At 42.5% G+C, this 17,481-nt stretch carries 14 protein-coding genes; 3 read left to right on the plus strand and 11 right to left on the minus strand.

The features are described from left to right. Positions 1–15: 15 nt before the first annotated feature. From ABS301_RS00785 to ABS301_RS00815, 7 genes are read right to left on the minus strand one after another with little or no spacing between them, the layout of a single operon-like run. Positions 16–3,144, minus strand: a complete 3,129-nt coding sequence (locus ABS301_RS00785) for an alpha-mannosidase (protein WP_349670377.1) — start codon at positions 3,142–3,144, stop codon at positions 16–18. Continuing rightward, a complete protein-coding gene (locus ABS301_RS00790) occupies positions 3,134–4,507 on the minus strand; it encodes a family 4 glycosyl hydrolase (RefSeq protein ID WP_349670378.1) in 1,374 nt (457 codons plus the stop codon). The genes ABS301_RS00785 and ABS301_RS00790 overlap by 11 nt, the downstream gene beginning before the upstream one ends. After that, positions 4,508–5,458, minus strand: a complete 951-nt coding sequence (locus tag ABS301_RS00795; protein WP_349670379.1) for a carbohydrate kinase family protein — start codon at positions 5,456–5,458, stop codon at positions 4,508–4,510. Positions 5,459–5,483: 25 nt separating this feature from the next. Then, on the minus strand, positions 5,484–6,404 hold the full coding sequence (locus ABS301_RS00800) for a carbohydrate ABC transporter permease (RefSeq protein WP_349670380.1): 921 nt from the start codon (positions 6,402–6,404) through the stop codon (positions 5,484–5,486). Positions 6,405–6,439: 35 nt separating this feature from the next. Further along, positions 6,440–8,188, minus strand: coding sequence for an extracellular solute-binding protein (locus ABS301_RS00805; protein WP_349670381.1), 1,749 nt, complete (start codon positions 8,186–8,188; stop codon positions 6,440–6,442). A 27-nt stretch (positions 8,189–8,215) separates the two neighbouring features. Further along, a complete protein-coding gene (locus ABS301_RS00810; protein ID WP_349670382.1) occupies positions 8,216–9,121 on the minus strand; it encodes an ABC transporter permease in 906 nt (301 codons plus the stop codon). 1 nt (position 9,122) lies between these two features. Then, positions 9,123–9,899: an endonuclease/exonuclease/phosphatase family protein gene (locus ABS301_RS00815; protein ID WP_349670383.1), complete on the minus strand. Its 777-nt coding sequence runs from the start codon at positions 9,897–9,899 to the stop codon at positions 9,123–9,125. A 174-nt stretch (positions 9,900–10,073) separates the two neighbouring features. Here ABS301_RS00815 and ABS301_RS00820 point away from each other — a divergent pair, with 174 nt between their 5' ends. Together ABS301_RS00820 and ABS301_RS00825 are read left to right on the plus strand one after the other, a co-directional pair. Then, on the plus strand, positions 10,074–10,565 hold the full coding sequence (locus ABS301_RS00820) for a DUF6669 family protein (protein WP_349670384.1): 492 nt from the start codon (positions 10,074–10,076) through the stop codon (positions 10,563–10,565). Continuing rightward, the gene (locus tag ABS301_RS00825; RefSeq protein ID WP_349670385.1) at positions 10,558–11,499 is read left to right on the plus strand and encodes a CehA/McbA family metallohydrolase; all 942 of its coding nucleotides are present in this window, start codon (positions 10,558–10,560) and stop codon (positions 11,497–11,499) included. Before ABS301_RS00820 ends, ABS301_RS00825 begins: the two co-directional genes overlap by 8 nt. Before the next feature lie 10 nt (positions 11,500–11,509). Here the strand turns inward: ABS301_RS00825 and ABS301_RS00830 are convergent, their stop codons facing one another. The 4 genes from ABS301_RS00830 to lgt all read right to left on the minus strand — a co-directional run bounded on the left by ABS301_RS00830 (position 11,510) and on the right by lgt (position 16,042). Further along, on the minus strand, positions 11,510–13,114 hold the full coding sequence (locus ABS301_RS00830) for a response regulator transcription factor (RefSeq protein ID WP_349670386.1): 1,605 nt from the start codon (positions 13,112–13,114) through the stop codon (positions 11,510–11,512). A gap of 11 nt (positions 13,115–13,125) precedes the next feature. After that, positions 13,126–14,892 (minus strand): sensor histidine kinase, encoded by a 1,767-nt coding sequence (locus tag ABS301_RS00835; RefSeq protein ID WP_349670387.1) that lies wholly within the window; start codon positions 14,890–14,892, stop codon positions 13,126–13,128. 117 nt (positions 14,893–15,009) lie between these two features. After that, positions 15,010–15,162 carry a Spo0E family sporulation regulatory protein-aspartic acid phosphatase gene (locus ABS301_RS00840; RefSeq protein WP_170313481.1) on the minus strand — a complete coding sequence of 51 codons (153 nt, stop codon included), beginning with the start codon at positions 15,160–15,162 and terminating at the stop codon, positions 15,010–15,012. A gap of 1 nt (position 15,163) precedes the next feature. Continuing rightward, positions 15,164–16,042, minus strand: coding sequence for a prolipoprotein diacylglyceryl transferase (lgt, locus tag ABS301_RS00845; RefSeq protein WP_349670388.1), 879 nt, complete (start codon positions 16,040–16,042; stop codon positions 15,164–15,166). A gap of 206 nt (positions 16,043–16,248) precedes the next feature. Between lgt and ychF the strand changes: the two genes are divergently transcribed. Beyond that, on the plus strand, positions 16,249–17,346 hold the full coding sequence (ychF, locus tag ABS301_RS00850) for a redox-regulated ATPase YchF (RefSeq protein WP_349670389.1): 1,098 nt from the start codon (positions 16,249–16,251) through the stop codon (positions 17,344–17,346). Positions 17,347–17,481 lie beyond the last annotated feature (135 nt).

Consider the following 17,481-nt stretch of genomic DNA (forward strand, 5'->3'; position numbering starts at 1 on the left):
CCTGTTCTATCGTTGTTAATTAAATCTGACAAAAATAGTTTTTATCTCGTAAGGCGCAAATTCCAGGCTGACCGGTCCGCTTTTAAATTCTTCCGTGGGCCGTTCCATTAAATCACACTGGCACCAGGAAGAGATGTTAAGTGCGCTTGTCAGTACTGCGCTCACTCTTGCACCTGCAAATTCATGAAACCGTAAGACGATATCCTGAGAATGCTCTGCCTGTTTGATACAGTCTGCAGCAATATAGTCACTATCAAGATGAAACAGACTTCCTGCCGTGATCTTTGGCGCACCAGAGACTGCTGTAATGGGATTATTTAAATCAAAGGACTCCTGTTCCAGTCCGGAATCGTACCATTCCTCTTTATGAGGATAGAGAGAATAGGTAAATTCATGCAGTCCTAAATCTGCGGTATAATCGGGATCTGTTGCCGATTTAATTAAAGTTAAGCGCATGGTATCCTCATAGATATCGTGGCCATACTTGCAGTCGTTTAAAAGCGCCACTCCATATCCCGTTTCGCTGAAATCCATCCACTTGTGGGCAACCACTTCAAATCTGGCGGCTTCCCAGCTGTCATTTCTTGTTATTCTGCGCCTGATGTTTCCATACTGAATATCAAATCTGGCGTCAATGCTTCTGATGCCTACAGGAAATGCCGTCTTTAACAATTTCTGGCGTTCTTCCCATATGATCCTGGTTTTAAAGTCAATCCTCTTTTTTTCATGGTAAAGGCACATGGTTTGTGAGACTGTGGATTTGTGATAACCCCAGGAGAATGTAATCCAGATACCAAGCGGATTTACTTCTGTACAAACCTCCTTTAAATCCCTGATCTCTTCCATCTTATCTCCATACGTCGGTTCCAGCTCCCATGCGTCAAAGCATCTTGGCTTGTCTTCAAACACCTGTAAGACATTGCCCCTCTTCCCTTTTGAAAGAATATCTCTGCCTGCTTCCTTATCATAAATTTCCGTCAGCTGCCCCCACTCATTCCAGGCAACGCGGTAATATCTGGTTTCAGCCTGGCGGGAACTCTCTTGTGTGCTAATATTACTGGAATCCTGACCGGTATGATCCACTTCCAAAGAAGCCGTATCCCGGTACAGTGTCACAAAAGAAAACGGAGCCATATCCTTAACCAGAACCTGTGATACCCCCTCCTTTGTATCACTGTCAAGAAGCCGTCCATTTTCATCCCGGAAGCGGTCACTGTCTGATGTTTCGGAAATCATGATAACAGAGGTTCTCTTCCAGTTTGAATTATTCCATACCGTATAAACCCCCGGTTTTTCCGCATACAGTGCCAGGCTGATCTCGTCTTCTACCTCAGCAAGAAGCCGACAGGCCTTTTCGTATTCCACATGACTGTCCTCATACACCTCCCTGATAGAGGAACCAGGCAGAATGTCATGGAATTGCTGGCAGAGAACAATCTTCCAGGCTTTTTGCAGCCTGTCTCTGTCATAGGCAATACCGCCCCACTCCTTTGCCAGAACAGAACGTATCTCTGTGTCCCGAAGGTAAAATTCCATCTTCCGGTTCATTTTCTTATTGTATGCCTGAGAGGTGTAGGTTCCTCTGTGAAACTCCAGATAAAGTTCCCCATCCCAGACCGGCAGGTTTCCTTCCATCTCATTTCGTTCTACATTTTCTCTCAGCCTTCTGAAATACTCCGTTGCACTTTCAAACTGTACTTTGGGAAGTCCGGGAATTTTGTTTAAGTGTTTCAGTGTCTCTATCATATCACGGTTTGGTCCGCCGCCGCCATCTCCATATCCATATGAAATAAGAAGATCCCGGTTTAAATCTTTATTTTTATAATTATCCCATACCCCCTTGACTGCGTAGGGTCTGGTATCCCCATTGTACGTATAGGAATCGGAATCCTGATCCGTAGTGGTGACAAAATGAGCCGTAATCTCAGTCCCGTCAATTCCCTTCCAAAGGAAGGTGTCAAAGGGCAGACGGTTGGTATCATTCCAACTGATCTTGGTGGTCATGAATGCCTCCACTCCTGCCTTTTTCAGAATCTGGGGAAGTGCCCAGGAGTACCCGAAGACATCTGGAAGCCAGAGGAATTCACTCTCATATTCAAATTCATCCTGAAAGAAATTTTTACCCACAAGGATCTGTCTTACAATGGACTCGCCGCTTGCCAGGTTACAGTCGCATTCCACCCACATGGCTCCGGCAGGCTCCCATTTGCCTTCTTTAACACGCTTTTTGATGGATGCATATATATCCGGATAATCCTCTTTGATAAATTCATAAAGCTGGGCCTGGGACTGGAGAAAATGATAATGGTCATAGCGATCCATCATCCGATTTACCGTAGAAAAGGAACGGGCAGCCTTTTCTCTCGTATGGCGAGGCCTCCACAACCACGCCACATCGATGTGGGTATGTCCCAGCATGCTGACCTGTATATCCGGTTTCCCCTGCCCTTTCATCTTCCCGTTTAAGCATTCATATGCCTTCCTGATGCTTTCATAAAAACGTTCCGTACCCGGTTCTGTATAATCAACGAAACCAAAGGCTTTTACAAGCATATTCAGCAACCACGCTCTATACTCGTTGCCAGAATCTAAAATATCATAAGTTTCCAGCACATTCCTTGCCAGAAAGTAAAAATCATCGGTATCATGATCAAGCACCCCGTATTGGGCACGAACCAGTTCCATAACCATATCCTTTGGAACTCCGCCTCCATTTAAGCCAGACCAAAGGCGGAATTTTAAATCCAGCAAAGCTCCGTTTTCTTTTACCTGAAAAAAGACCTCTTTGTGGTTTCCGTCCACTCCCTGATACGGTTTGCCATTTAAATAAAGAAGACTTTCAAAATGGCTGTTATTACCGGTTCCTTCTGGAACGCCAAAATCAAAAATACCGACTACTTCTTCCTCCATAAGTTCTGCTGGCACAGTAAGTCTGGTACAAAGCCAGTTATACTGATCCCAGCCTTTCCAGCGAAAGCCCTGTTCAATTTCCACCGATTCACCCAGGGGCGTTCTGTTTCCTGTTGTTCCATTGTCCTCATACCAGAAGATATGATCAAAATTCTTCAGATTTTTATATCGTAACTCCGCCAGTTCTTCAATGAGGTGGCAGATCCGGTCTCTGTTGTGTAAATCAAATGGCATGGCAGCCTCCTAAAATCCCTCCGTAAGCGAAATCGTATTCCTCAACCAGTATCTTTGCCAGTGAATAGGAATTAACCAGCGGATGTAATGTGAGCGCCCTGACTGCAGTTTCCTTTGAATGGTTTTTAACCGCTTCCACCGTCAGTTTTTCATACATCTTAATCAGTCTGATCAGTAAATAGCAATGCTCCGGTACCTCACCTACAGGCACAGGTATGATCCCATTTTTTGATACATGGCAGGTGACCTCGATGACGTCCTGATCCTCCAGTCCTTCGATACAGCCATTATTCTGGACAGACAGTACCAGTTCCCGTCCTTCTTCGCTTTGAAGACCTTCAATACAGTCCAGCATAACTCCGGCATACCCCATACCATCGGGCACTTCCAGTTCCCCTTTTTTGATGGGTTCCTTTTTACCGTGTCCGGTTTCAATGCTCATATAGGATTCTTCCCTCAATGCCATGTAATACAGAAATACCTGAAGTGCTTCCTCCGGAGCCTTTTCTATATCTATTTGTTTTAATTCTTCCATCATCCGGCAATTTACCGACTCAATGGACTTTCCTCTTGTTACACCAGACTTTTTGATGTTATCAAGAGCTTTTTCCCTATGATAATAATAGTAGAGATACTCATTGGGCAGATACCCCATTGATCTTAAAAGCTCAGGATCAAAGATAGAAAATTCCTGCACACTCTTTAAAAATGATTCATCAGACAGAAGTTCCTGCAAAATCTCCCGTCCCTCCACTTTCACACTCTGTATCCATGATAAATGATTCAGTCCGAAAAATTCCACAGAAAGCTGATCCTGAGTCACACCCAGCTGCTTTGCCATACGGAATTTGGTACTGCTGGGAGCATCGCAGATTCCTATGATCCGCTCATACCCTGCATTTTTTAAAGCCTGTGTCACCAGCCCGGAAGGGTTGGTAAAATTAAAGATCCAGGCATGGGGAGCATGATTTTTGATTAATTCGCAGTATTCCATTAAGACAGGAATGGTGCGCACAGCCATGGAAAAACCACCGGCTCCTGTTGTTTCCTGACCGATGACTCCGGCATTTAAGGCAATTTCCTCATCAACAACTCTGGAATGATCTCCCCCTGCCCGGATTGTGGTTACGATATAATCCGCTCCCGAAATTGCTTCAACCGCATCAAAAGAAGTACTGACTTTTAACCCCTGCCCCCGTCTTACCACAACATGGCGGCACAAACGGCTTATGATCTCCAGTTTTTCCCTGTCAGTATCATATAACACCACTTCATCTATATTTAACTTCTTATAACGATCAAGAAGACCGTTAATAAAAATGACTGTTCTTACTCCTGCTCCACCGATTACTGTTATCTTCATTTAATCTTCCTGCCTTTCATCCTGTTGTTTTATAAAATGATACAGCTCCTCTTTCGTCGGAAAGGCTGTATTGCCTCCATATGCAGTGACTGACATGGCACCGCAGGCATTGGCAATTCTCAGACATTGTTCCACGGTCTCGCCCTTTAAAAATCCATAAACAAAGCCTGCATTAAAAGAATCCCCGGCTCCGGTGGTATCAACTGCACTTACCCGATAGGGATGGGATTTGGTGAGTACACCATTTACCGCACCAATAGACCCGCTCTTTCCCAGCTTGATTACTGCCATGGCGCAGTGCCTTGAAAACTCCAAAGCGGCCTCTTCGGCATTCAGCCCTCTTGTATAATGAAGTGCTTCCGTTTCATTCATAAACAAGATATCTATGAAAGGAAGCAGTTCATAAATACCCTCATACCACTCCCCTGTTTCATCCCAGCCCACATCAAAGCTGACTGTGGCAGAACTGATCTTCCTGATTTTTTTAAGAAGCATTATAAATAGATGGTGATTGCGGCTACCGGCGTAAGAAGTCAGGTGAATATGCCCCGCATCTTTTACTCCTTCAAAATCAATGGCCTCTAAGTTCCATTCCTCATTGGTTCCTCTGTATGTGAGAAAGGAACGATCCTTTTCATTGGTAAAACTTAAAGAAATTCCAGTTTTATTCTTCTGTGACGTACCCAAAAAGGAACAGTCCACGTGACTGCGTTTCAGCTCCTCACGAAGCCAGGCTCCATGGCAGTCCGCTCCCACACTTCCCTGAAAAGCCGGGGTTAACCCCAGCTTTCCAAGTCCTAAAGCAAACAGTGCTGCTCCGCCGCCTGGATAAACATTCATGTCTTCTACCACATGCTCCTGACCGGCGCCGGGAAACTGCTCTACTCCCGGTATTACAATATCCACATTAATATCTCCATAAATAAATACATCCCACTTTTTTCCTGTCATTGAATCCTCCGTCTGTCAGCCTGATTTACTCTTTTACAGCTCCGATCATGGCCCCTTTTGTGAAATACTTCTGTGCAAAGGGATACACACATAGAATAGGAACTGTTGTTATGATAACTGCCGCCATCTTAAGAGAATCTGAGGTGACAGAATTGGTATTCTGAGCAATTGCCTGAGCCACAGAAGTTACCTCTTTGTTTGCCATGGCCCTGGTCAGCATTTGCTGTAAAACGGTCTGTACCGGCCACAGCCGGCTGCTTCTCATGTAAAACGCTCCAGAGAACCAGTCATTCCAGTGATTAACTGCTGTATATAGTCCCACGACTGCAATGACCGGCTTGCTTAATGGAAGTACAATTCTGGTAAAAATCCCAAAATATCCACATCCGTCAAGCTTTGCTGATTCTTCCAGGCTCTCCGGTATGCTTTCAAAAAAGGTTCTCATCATTAACAGGTAAGTGACGCTTACCAGGCCAGGAATAACATAAACACTGAAATGGTCCACCAGTCCCAGTCTGTTGTACTGAATATAAGTGGGGATCATCCCTCCTCCAAACAGCATGGTAAAGGTAATCAGCATTGTAAGGATTTTTCTGCCTGGCAGTTCCTTCTCCTTTAACGCATAAGCGGCAAAGGAGGTCACTGTTAAGCTGGCAGCTGTTCCAATCACAGTTCTTGCTATGGTAATAATATAAGCCTTGGTTATGGTTCCATCTTTAAATACCTGTTTATAATTATCCAGGGTAAACATTCTGGGCCAGAAATAAATGCCTCCTTTTGCCGCATCCTTTCCGTCATTAAAAGACAGAGCTGCAATATTTAAGCAGGGCAGGATGATGGCAAGGCACAGTCCTATGACCACGCAATAGATTAAAACCTGAATCACCTGTTCCGATCTGCCTGATTTTATTTTATTGCGTCTGTTCACAGCCTCTTTTGCTTTCATGTCTGAGCACCCTGCCCTTTCTTTCTCACTGCATTTTATTTTTTGTCAAAGTCGATGGATGAAGGATCTTTTTTGTAAAGCTCTGTTAAATATTCCACAAATTTGTCATTACCAGCTGCTTTTAACTGCTGGCGGAACGATTCCACAATCTTTTTTGCATCGTCGTCTGTTCCTGCATAAACTGCCTGAACGATCATTTCCTTATAATTAAGAAGAGACATCTGCGCTTTTACTTCTGCCATGGAATCAGCTGATAAATATCCGGTTGCATCCAGTCCTGGAACCAGTCTGTAGGTAATGGGATAATCTTTTGCTACCTCTACCGCACGTTTAAAGGTTGTGCTGGAATTGGAACCTGGCCTGTTTTCGCCGAAATTATTCATGTTGTCCAAATTGGTCAAAACAAAGCTGAAGAATACGCAGCCGGTATATCCAAAGCCGGCGCCGATGTTATTAACCAGATAATCCTTGTCACCATCATTTAATTTCTTTAACGTCTCATCGGTCAGTACCGGTTTTCCATCCTTCATTTCATAGCTTTTTCCCTCTACGCCGTACTGGCAGAGAAGCTGACCTTCCGGAGTGGATAAATAATCAAAGAATTTTAAGATTTCTTCCGGTTTCTTTGCATCTGCAGAAATAGCCCACACGCCGTTCTGTTTTTTTCCATGAACTACTTTCGCATTATTACCAGTAATATCGTCTAACGGTCCAAGGGGAACCCAGTCTTCGGAAGCGTATATAATATCCTGATAATTGTGTACATCTGCCATAATTGCGGAATTATGAGATCTGGACACTTCTTCTGCTCTGGTTCCATCCATGGTGAAGAACTCCGGATTCATCAGGCCATCTGCCAGCAGTTTTCTCAAGTAACTGATTTTATCAAATACGTAATCCGTATCTGCCTCATGCTTAATAATTCCGTTACTGTCTAAGTTGTAGCCATCACTGACGCCCCAGGTAAAGCCAGGTACAATGTACTGCAGTGTATCCGGAGATCCTCCCCAGTATTTCGGTCCAAGTGGATAAACAGGATTTCCGTTGTCATCTTTAAAATCTCCATTTTTAATCTGTACCAGCAGGTCATAGAACTGATCCTGTGTTCTGATCTTAGATGGATCAATTCCAAGCTTATCTACAATCGCTTTTTGAATGTACATCCCGCCTCTGTATGCAGTCTGTGGATCATAGATTAAAGATCTGTCCTCGGAATCAACCGATAAAGGCAGAATATAAGCTGCACCTTTGAAATCTTCCCGGAAGGTAATGTTTTTCTTTGAATCATCGGGTAAATATTTATCTTCCAGGTAATGACTGTAAACTTTTGTGTCCTTTAACAATCCGGATACATCAGCAAACATACCTTCCTTTGCTGCCTTTAAAAGAATAGGGAATTCTTTTCTCGTGGAATCATCCATATAAGAGAAAATCACATCCGGAATGGTTCCAGACGCCAGCTGGGCTGCCATAACATTGGAGTCCTTATCACCAGGAGTATACTGAATATCCAGTTTAATACCCGTGCGCTTTGTCAGCTCCTTCATAACTTCTGTATTGGCCAGATCCTTTGGCAGACTGTTTCCGATATCGTCAACGTAAGCCTGCACCGTAATGGTCCGGTCTGCAATCCATGTATCCGGTTTCCCGGAATTGTCAGAATTTTTGCTCTCTTCGCCTTTTGCCCCCTCATTTGCTTTTGAGCTGCATCCTGTCACTCCCGCTGCGCCCATTGCAACCACTAATGCTCCCGCAAGCAGCCGCTTTCCAATACTTTTCCTCATAAAAATACCTCCTCTTTCCTCTTTTATTTACCAGAGACTGACTCCTGTAAATCGTTTTGATAACCGGTTGCACACAATTACCAGAATAAGTCCTACAATACCCTGAATGAGTCCCACGGCTGTGGCATAGCCAAACTGCCCATTCATAAGTCCCATCTGAAGAACAAAGGTATCAAGTGTATCTGCAACCGACATGTTTCCGGGGGTCCTCAGTAAGTAAATCTGTTCAAAACCGCTGGACAAAAGTCCTCCCACTCCCATAATGAAAAGCAGACCAATGGTTCCCCGAATACCTGGCAATGTAATATGCCAGATTTTTTTTAACTTGGAACAGCCGTCAATGCTGGCCGCCTCATAAAGAGCCGCATCTACGCCGCTGATTGCTGCCAGATATATGATGGAATCCCAGCCGATATTTCTCCATAAATCCATGGAGAACAACAGCTGAAAGAAATACTTTGGTTCCATTAAGAAAAATGTACTGGGATCCCCTCCCAGTTTTCCGATAAACTGATTTAACACACCGATATTGGGTGCCAGGATCCTCTGAAGCATGGTCACAATAATAACTGTGGATAAAAAATGTGGCAGATACGTAATGGTCTGGCTGATCTTTTTAAATTTTTCATTCTTAAACTCATTAAGCAGAAGCGCAAGAATAATAGCAAAAGGAAACTCCAGAATACATTTAATAAATCCCACAATCAGTGTGTTTCTTAATAATCTGGGAAAATCGTAGCTGCTAAAAAACATGCGGAAATAACGCAGTCCCACCCAGGGACTTCCCCATATTCCCTTTCGGAAGGAATAGTCCTTAAAAGCCAGTAAGACACCTCCCATTGGTACGTAACAGATGAGAACATAATAAATCATACAGGGCACCAGCATGAGATACAAAGGCCAGAACCGGATCATCTTTCTTGCAATGGACATATTAACTCTCTCCTTTTCCTTCAGCCGCAAATTTAAGACTTACACAAACCGGATAGTGATCGGAAAGATAGACGCCTCCCCATGATTCATCCCAGATTGTTACCTCCTGGCAGATAATTTCTCTGTCTCCGAAAATATAGTCGATTTTTTCCTGTTCCTGTCTTCCATAATCATGAAAGGTTCCGTCGATCTGTGCCGTTAAATCCGTAAATTCTCTGGCAGTTTTCATAATCTCCATTTCCGGAGAATCCGGACTGGCGTTGAAATCTCCTGTAATGACAGCAGGGGCATCGTTACCCCATCTGTCAACCCGGATTTTTTTCAGTATCTGGGTTAACGCTGCCTCTCTCGCCTCTTTGCCTTCATGATCCAGATGGGTATTATAAATGCGAATCAGCTTACTTTCCTCAAGACTCCACAGTAAAACCTTTGTGCAGGTTCTTGGACACATGCTTTGATTTTCATAACGGGAGCCAAAAACCTCAGGCGTATTTGAAAGCCAGAAAACTTCCAGTCCCAGTAGATCAAATTTCATTTTCCGATAGGCAACTGCTGTCTGCTCATCCTCTAAGTCTTTCCCTCTCCCGCATCCCACAATGTTGTAATCCGTCAAATTTTCTTTCAGCCACAGCGCCACATGAGGCAGAACTTCCTGAAAGCAAATGACGTCGGGAGACTCTTTTTTAATTTTTTGTAAAATATGCGGTTTGCGGAAACAGAAGCTGTTTTCCTTGTCCTGACCATAATCGCACCGGATATTAAATGTAACCAGTTTCACTTATGAACACTCCCTTCCTGGTTTCTGATATAAGAATATCGGAAAATTCATTTCTCCACAATGGACATTTCTCCGCTTATCAGTGGATAATTGTTAAACTTTAACTACCTGTATTGCTTCCTGATTGCAGCAGTAGTATAGTGTGCTTAACACAGAAGAAAACGGAGGTTTTTTATGGAATTAATCTATGAAACAGGGGGAATTTTAAACGAAGGTTTCGTAGGACAGATCTCTTATACTGTCTGCCTGGACAAAGTTTACGACGCTATGGAAATTGAATTTACCTTTGACAAACAGCATTATCAGACTATCACAGAAGAAATGGGAAAAAAAATCAGAGAGTCCTGCAGTGGCACTGAATACGAACATGCTTCAGAGGAAGAACTCATGGATGCCATGAGAGGAATGAAAACTGAAATACATACCATTGTTACAATGAATGACACTTTTATCGGAGGAGTACACAAACAGCTCACCACAAGGCACATGGTTTTCTCAGAGGATTTTACCAGTGACGGCTGCATCCCCCAGGAACGTATTTCCGGAGTAATCAAGGTGACTCTGGCAGTCTTTAATGTACTTCTTGACGGAACAAACTACCGCCTGAAGTTATCCGCAGGAAATCAGGAAAAACGGATTTCCCCAGATGGAGGTGCCTATGTATAAGCGACTGGAACTTCACAATCACACCACAGAATCAGACGGTACAATGACCCCCTCCCAGCTGATCCAGTTTATGGAGGAGAATCTTGTAGATGGGTTTGCAATCACAGACCATAATACCATTTCCGGACATAGTAAAATCAAAGGGCTGCTGGAACAGAAAAAAAGCAGTATATCCGCCATCTATGGAATAGAGTATACCACCTATTACGGACACATACTGTGCCTGAATTTAAAAGAATATCTTTCCTGGGAATCCATCGATTACCATCGACCGGAGCTATTATTTCACAGTCTGAAAGAAAAAGGAGCCCTGGTTGGAGTTGCCCATCCATTTTCCTATGGACATCCATTTGCCAGAGGCTGCCGGTTTGATATGACTATTACAGATTTTAATTCCTTTGATTTCATTGAAATATTTAATAATCCTGAACCCCTTCACCAGGTAAATGAACCCGCACTTTTGTGGTGGGAAGATCTTGTTTTAAAAGGTTTTTTGCTGTCCGCCACCTGCGGTATGGATTTACACGGCAGGTGGGACATGAACAATCAGTATGCCACCTTTATAGAAGGAGTGAACGGCGGCAATATTGAAAGAGAACTGGAAGATGCCATCAGACATCAAAAAACATGGGTTTCCAGAGGGCCTATTTTAGAATCTCAATATAACCCCCAGAAGCAGACAATCTTATTCACCATCTGCGAGACAAAAAAACCGGGATTCATTCACTCAGACAGTAACCGCTATATCCTTTCCCTGCGCAGTATGACAAGAACTGTTGTAAAAGAATTCCCGGACTGCCAGTCTTTGGAAATCCCGTTCAAGGAGCTGTATCCGGATTCTGATCCCCGGTCTGTTCTCATTCCAAAGCTGTATCAAAATGATACAGCCATTGAAAATCTGGTGGCGGTGGCCCCTGTCATTGTACCAGGCTGATAGCTCGTAATTATCTGCGGTGGGCTTTGCGGTACTCCAAAGGAGTCAGGCCAGTGGTCTTTTTAAAAACGCGAAAGAAATACTGGCTGTCCTCATAGCCCACCTCTTTGGATATATCAGCGATACTTTTTCCCGAATTCACCAGATAATCACAGGCTTTATTTAAACGCAGCTCCTTAATGTAATTAATGGTCGTCTGCCCAGTCTCCCGTTTAAATATGGTGGAATAGTAATTGGGACTTAAGGAATACTTTTCAGCCAGTTCATTGACCGAAATATCCCTGTTATAATTATCCCTGATGTATTTAATGCTTAATTTTACCTTGTTTTTTGCATTGCCATCCGGGTCGGCATCTGCATTCATACAGTCCATGATCAGCAGATAAAGATGTCTTCGTAAATCCTCTAATGAGTGAAAGGAAGCGAAAAGTTCCGGCTTCATTACCAGCTTTTCTATCTTATCCGGATCGATGGCTGCCGAACTGGACTGACTTAATATCATGTTTGTAATTCTGGTCCATAGAATCCGCACATAAGAAGTATTGTATTTCTTTATGTTCTCATCTGAAAATATATCCTGTATCATCACTTCAATATGCTCTGCATCATGACGTTCAATGTACCGTCGCATCATGTTCAGTTCCGATACTGGAAACTGGTCTGCAGACAGAACTCTGATATCATCATAAAAATACAGATTGGAATTTCCGTGAATGACTCTTTGGGTCAGGCTTTCTCTCGCCTCTTCCACCCCGTTTTTCACTGTTTCCAAAAGGGGTGTGCTGACACCAACCGTAAGTGAAATCCGAAGCTTTTTACGCATGACATTAGAAAATATGGTAAGGAGCCGTTCTGTTTCCAGGCGAAGCTGATTTTTATTTTCATGACTGGTCAGCCCGTAAAGCTGGTTGCTATTGCCCAGATTGCTTACGATCAGCTTCCCGCAGGGGGAAGAAAGCTCCATAAATACATTTTTAATGGAAAACTGGATTAAATCAATGTCTTTACATTCAAAATAATTTTGATCATAGCTGTCTCCGTCAATATGAATGATCATCACCATCACATAACGGTTAAGAAGAGGAAACTTCTCAAACACTGCTGTTTCCAGGGTAGTGCCTGCGCCAATGGTTTCCTGGTTTAAAAGCAAGTCATTCACTGTCTTTTCAAACAGATAAGTCCGGTTCTCCTCCATAGAGCGGATGCCCTTCTGTATCATCTGCCTTTCCTTCTTCTTTTCATCAATCCGATCTGCCGCTTCTTCTACCGCTTTTTTTAAGGCCTCATTGGATATTGGCTTTAAAAGATAAGCTGTCACCCCCAGCCGGATCGCCTGTTCCGCATATTCAAATTCCGCGTAGCCGCTTATAATAATAAAATGGATTTCAGGTAAAAATGATTTCACCGTCCGAATCAGGGTCAAACCATCCATATCCGCCATACGGATATCTGTTATAACAATATCCACTGGTTGATTTTTAAGTATTTCAATTGCCCCAAGTCCGCTTTCCGCCTCATACAATTGCACAGGCTTCAGATTTAAATACTGAAGTCTGGCAATCATCCCCTGTCTGATTAAGTCTTCATCGTCTACAATTAAAACCCTTTTATCCATTTATGCCCCTCCTATTGCATGAAAGGCAGACATATGGTGAAAATGCTGCCCTTATTCTCCCCGCTTTCCATGGTGATTCCATATTCCTCACCATAAGTAAGCTTAATTCTTTGATTTACATTCTGTATCCCGATACTCTGCTTTTTCTTCTCCCCATCGCCCCTGATTTCAATATGATCCCTGATCTCCTCCACCATCTCTTCTGACATACCGATTCCATCATCTGCAATCTTAATCATCAGATAGTCATCTTCCTGGTAAATGGAGATTTCCAAAGTTCCTGTCTGTTCCATCACACTCAGGCCATGAACAATGGCATTTTCCACAATGGGTTGCAAGATAAACCTTAAAACCAGATTTTTCTCCAGTCCCGGCTCCACATTGTAATATGCCTCAAATTTATTCCCAAAACGGGTTTTTTGTATATAAATATAATTCTGAGTATGGGAAAGTTCCTGCTCCACAGTAACAAATTCTCCGTAATTTCTGCCCAGACTGTAACGGAAATTCTCACCCAGCTTTTCGCAAAGATCACAGATAAGAAAAACTCCGTTTACAGCAGCGATGGAGCTGATGGTTTCCAGAGTATTGTATAAAAAATGCGGATTAATCTGCAGCTGAAGATTGCGCACCTGGCTTTCCTTGTTTTCCAGCTGCTGAACGTAATTTTTCTTAATCAGACGGTCCAGTTTTAACAGCATCTGATTAAACTGCTTATCAAGGACTGCAATCTCGTCACTGCCCTTGATCTCCTCATTAATGGTAAGATCTCCGGTTTCCGCAATTTTTATCTTATCAATTAATCGTGATACACGTTTTGCAAAGCTTCTGGTAAATAAAAAAGCTGTCAGTGCAATAATCAGCATAACCAGTACCAGTACCGGCAATATGGAGTTTTGTATTTCCTGCCGTTTGTGATCCAGCTGGCTGTTGTTAAAGAGAAAAATCAGCTTCAGTCCGTAATATTCCTCTGTACTGGTACCAATCATGGTATTCTTCCCATAATTCCCCTTCTGTTTCAGCTCTTCAAAGGATTGTTCCTGTATGATGTCATTGTACGATGGATTAGAAGAATATACAATCTGATTTTTCCGGTCCAGCACAATCACGTCATAGGCATAAGAATAATCTTCTCCGATTGCCGGTTCAAACAGCTTTTTCGTATACAGGTCCAGTTTTACAAATCCCACGTATTTGCTCTCATAACTGTTGACATCTACATCGACAATATTTTTAATCAGAGACAGTACCTTACTTTTCTTACCGTCTCCAGTGGCATAAATAAAATAATACTGGTTGGCTGCTTCCTTGCTTATATACCAGATCTCCCTGCTGGCCTCTGTAATCATCGCAACTCTGGTTCCATAAATTTTATTATCCAGATTATTTGAATAAATCATACAATTTCGAACTTCATATCCATCCAGATGAAAGGATTTATTCACCTCAATACTGACATCATTCCCCATGACGTAGGGGTTTTTCTCCCCGGTTCTCCCTTGGAGGGTATTTAAGACAATGGTATTATTGGACAGCTGCTTTAAGCTGTACTGATACTGATTTAATTTACTCTCAAGAGACGTTGTGTACTGAGCAACCAGCTGGTTATGGGAGGCGATCAGTTCCTCTGTTATCATATGGCTGATCTTTCGAAGCATCAGAGAACTGATAAAAAGGATGGGAACGATACTTACAACAGCTGTAAAGGTAACAAGCTGGGTAAATATGGTGCCTGAATGAAATAAATGTCGAATAATGCTTTTAAGCCTGTTTTTCATAATCCACCTCATTAAATTGCTGAAAAGTAATAAGCCAAAAAAGAACAGGATATGTATCTCTACACATTCTGTTCTCCGAAAAAACTCGATTTAAAACAATTGCTTTCTATTCGTTCTTCAATATCCTGCTTCGATATATTGTTCAATTAATTTATCCAACTCCACACTTCTAAGATAAATCACTTCGCCATCCTCGTGATCAATACTTGTATTTAATCTTTCCCTTGCAACTTCGATATTCTGTATTAACTCTTCTTTTGACATTATCATTTCATGATTCTCCTTTGCTCTTTATTCGTATCTGTCTGTGTTTGCAGAAGAGCACAAGAGTAGATATCACTACCAAAATCAATGACAGCGCCTGAGACACCGGTATGCCAGTACTAAAGAAGATCAGCTGATCCGTACGGAGTCCTTCGATCCATACTCGTCCCAATCCATAGCCCAGCAGGTAGATAAGAAGCATTTCACCATCGAACTTTTTGCGTTTCCGATACCAAAGCATGAAAATCAAAACGCATAAATTCCACACTGATTCATAAAGAAACGTGGGATGAACCTGAATAAATTCCACACCGTCTTTTACAATTAAGTGGTTTAAAAGCTCCTTAGATATCATATTCTCATTAACAAGCGCCCTTCTGATTCTCATAGCAAACAGGCCGTCTGTATATCCGCCGAATGCCTCGCAATTAAAGAAGTTTCCCCATCTTCCTATAATTTGCCCGGTAATTAATCCCAAGCAACCAGTGTCCGCCAAAGAAAAGAAGGAAAGTTTCTTCACTCTGGTGTAAACCGTGAGGGTAATGACAGCTCCTATGACGCCACCGTAGATTGCCAGCCCTCCTGCTCTGGTATTGAATATCTGAAGCAGATCATCTTTATAAGTGTCCCAGTCAAAAATCACATAATAGATACGGGCTCCCATAATAGAAATAATGATTGCGTACAGTGCATAATCCAGATAAATATCCGGATCCTGCCCTCTGCGTTTTGCATCGCCTGTCGCAACCCAAAGACCTGCCAAGATTCCAATCCCTATGATAATACCGTAAAATGCAATTCGGAATCCAAATATCGAGATACTGTTTTGCAAGTGGTCAATGGTAATTCCCAAATGCACAAAACTAATATCTGCCGTATTTGCCATTCGTCTTCTCCTTTCGATGTTTTCTTTATTTTACCCCGCTAAAACACAAAAATCAAACATTATCGCCCGACATATTCAACTATATTTCGACAAGCCCTTTGTTCTTTTTGTTTTTCTCTTTTAATTTCGTGGATAATATGATATTCTATATTAGTTGTAGATAAAAATCAACCATGAATATAAACAATATTAGGAAGGTATTTGATATGAAATTAGGTATTGTCGGCTTGCCGAACGTAGGGAAAAGTACTTTGTTTAATTCACTCACAAAGGCTGGGGCAGAATCTGCCAACTATCCTTTCTGTACCATTGATCCAAACGTAGGAGTTGTTCCTGTTCCGGATGTACGTTTAGGACAGCTGGCCGCATTGTATGATTCCGCTAAAATCACACCTGCAGTCATCGAATTCGTAGATATCGCAGGTCTTGTAAAAGGAGCATCCAAAGGAGAAGGACTTGGTAACCAGTTTCTTTCCAACATCCGCGAAGTTGATGCCATTGTCCATGTAGTACGCTGCTTTGAAGACCCCAATGTCATTCACGTAGACGGAAGCGTAGATCCGCTCCGGGATATTGAGACCATTGATTTAGAGCTGATTTTCTCTGATCTGGACATCCTTGACCGCAGAATCGCCAAATCGACAAAGGGCGCAATGAATGATAAATCCCTGGCAAAAGAATTAACCATCTTAAAGAAAATCAAAGCCCATTTAGAAGACGGAAATCTTGCCAGAAGCTTAGAGACAGAGGATGAGGAGGAAGCTGTATTTATCAACAGTCTTAATCTTCTTACTTATAAGCCGGTAATTTTCGCCGCTAACGTATGCGAAGATGACCTTGCCGATGACGGCGCTTCCAATGCTTATGTGGAAAAAGTCCGTTCCTTTGCTAAAGAAAACAACAGTGAAGTTTTTGTCATCTGTGCTCAGATTGAACAGGAAATTGCAGAGCTGGAAGAAGATGAAAAAAAGATGTTCTTAGAAGATCTTGGACTGACTGAATCAGGTCTTGAGAAACTGATTGCTGCCAGCTACCACTTACTGGGCTTAATCAGCTACTTAACAGCCGGTCCCACCGAAACCAGAGCCTGGACCATAAAAGAAGGGACTAAGGCACCTGGAGCAGCTGGAAAGATCCACTCTGATTTCGAACGGGGATTTATCCGTGCTGAAGTAGTTAATTACCAGGATCTGCTGGATTGTAAAACCTATCCCGCCGCAAAGGAAAAAGGTCTGGTACGATTGGAAGGAAAAGAATACGTAGTGAAAGACGGAGATGTAATTTTATTCCGTTTCAATGTATAAATATGTTACTGCCGCCGGCATGAAACCGGCGGTTTTTTTATGCAAATTCTGATAAATTTTGTCAAAATGTTAATTGCTCTTGTAAACTCTTTTTCTTATGTTATAATATGACATGGCTCTGAAAATACAGACAGA

Origin of the sequence: Lacrimispora sp. (assembly GCF_031982545.1) — a bacterium.
Taxonomy (GTDB): domain Bacteria; phylum Bacillota; class Clostridia; order Lachnospirales; family Lachnospiraceae; genus Lacrimispora.

Bases quoted from the DNA above. Each gene is read 5' to 3' on its own strand.
- ABS301_RS00825 (WP_349670385.1), top strand. From the start codon at position 10,558: ATGTATAAGCGACTGGAACTTCACAATCACACCACAGAATCAGACGGT.
- ABS301_RS00785 (WP_349670377.1), bottom strand. From the start codon at position 3,144: ATGCCATTTGATTTACACAACAGAGACCGGATCTGCCACCTCATTGAA.
- ABS301_RS00790 (WP_349670378.1), bottom strand. From the start codon at position 4,507: ATGAAGATAACAGTAATCGGTGGAGCAGGAGTAAGAACAGTCATTTTT.
- ABS301_RS00820 (WP_349670384.1), top strand. From the start codon at position 10,074: ATGGAATTAATCTATGAAACAGGGGGAATTTTAAACGAAGGTTTCGTA.
- lgt (WP_349670388.1), bottom strand. From the start codon at position 16,042: ATGGCAAATACGGCAGATATTAGTTTTGTGCATTTGGGAATTACCATT.
- ychF (WP_349670389.1), top strand. From the start codon at position 16,249: ATGAAATTAGGTATTGTCGGCTTGCCGAACGTAGGGAAAAGTACTTTG.
- ABS301_RS00830 (WP_349670386.1), bottom strand. From the start codon at position 13,114: ATGGATAAAAGGGTTTTAATTGTAGACGATGAAGACTTAATCAGACAG.
- ABS301_RS00805 (WP_349670381.1), bottom strand. From the start codon at position 8,188: ATGAGGAAAAGTATTGGAAAGCGGCTGCTTGCGGGAGCATTAGTGGTT.
- ABS301_RS00810 (WP_349670382.1), bottom strand. From the start codon at position 9,121: ATGTCCATTGCAAGAAAGATGATCCGGTTCTGGCCTTTGTATCTCATG.
- ABS301_RS00795 (WP_349670379.1), bottom strand. From the start codon at position 5,458: ATGACAGGAAAAAAGTGGGATGTATTTATTTATGGAGATATTAATGTG.
- ABS301_RS00840 (WP_170313481.1), bottom strand. From the start codon at position 15,162: ATGATAATGTCAAAAGAAGAGTTAATACAGAATATCGAAGTTGCAAGG.
- ABS301_RS00835 (WP_349670387.1), bottom strand. From the start codon at position 14,892: ATGAAAAACAGGCTTAAAAGCATTATTCGACATTTATTTCATTCAGGC.
- ABS301_RS00800 (WP_349670380.1), bottom strand. From the start codon at position 6,404: ATGAAAGCAAAAGAGGCTGTGAACAGACGCAATAAAATAAAATCAGGC.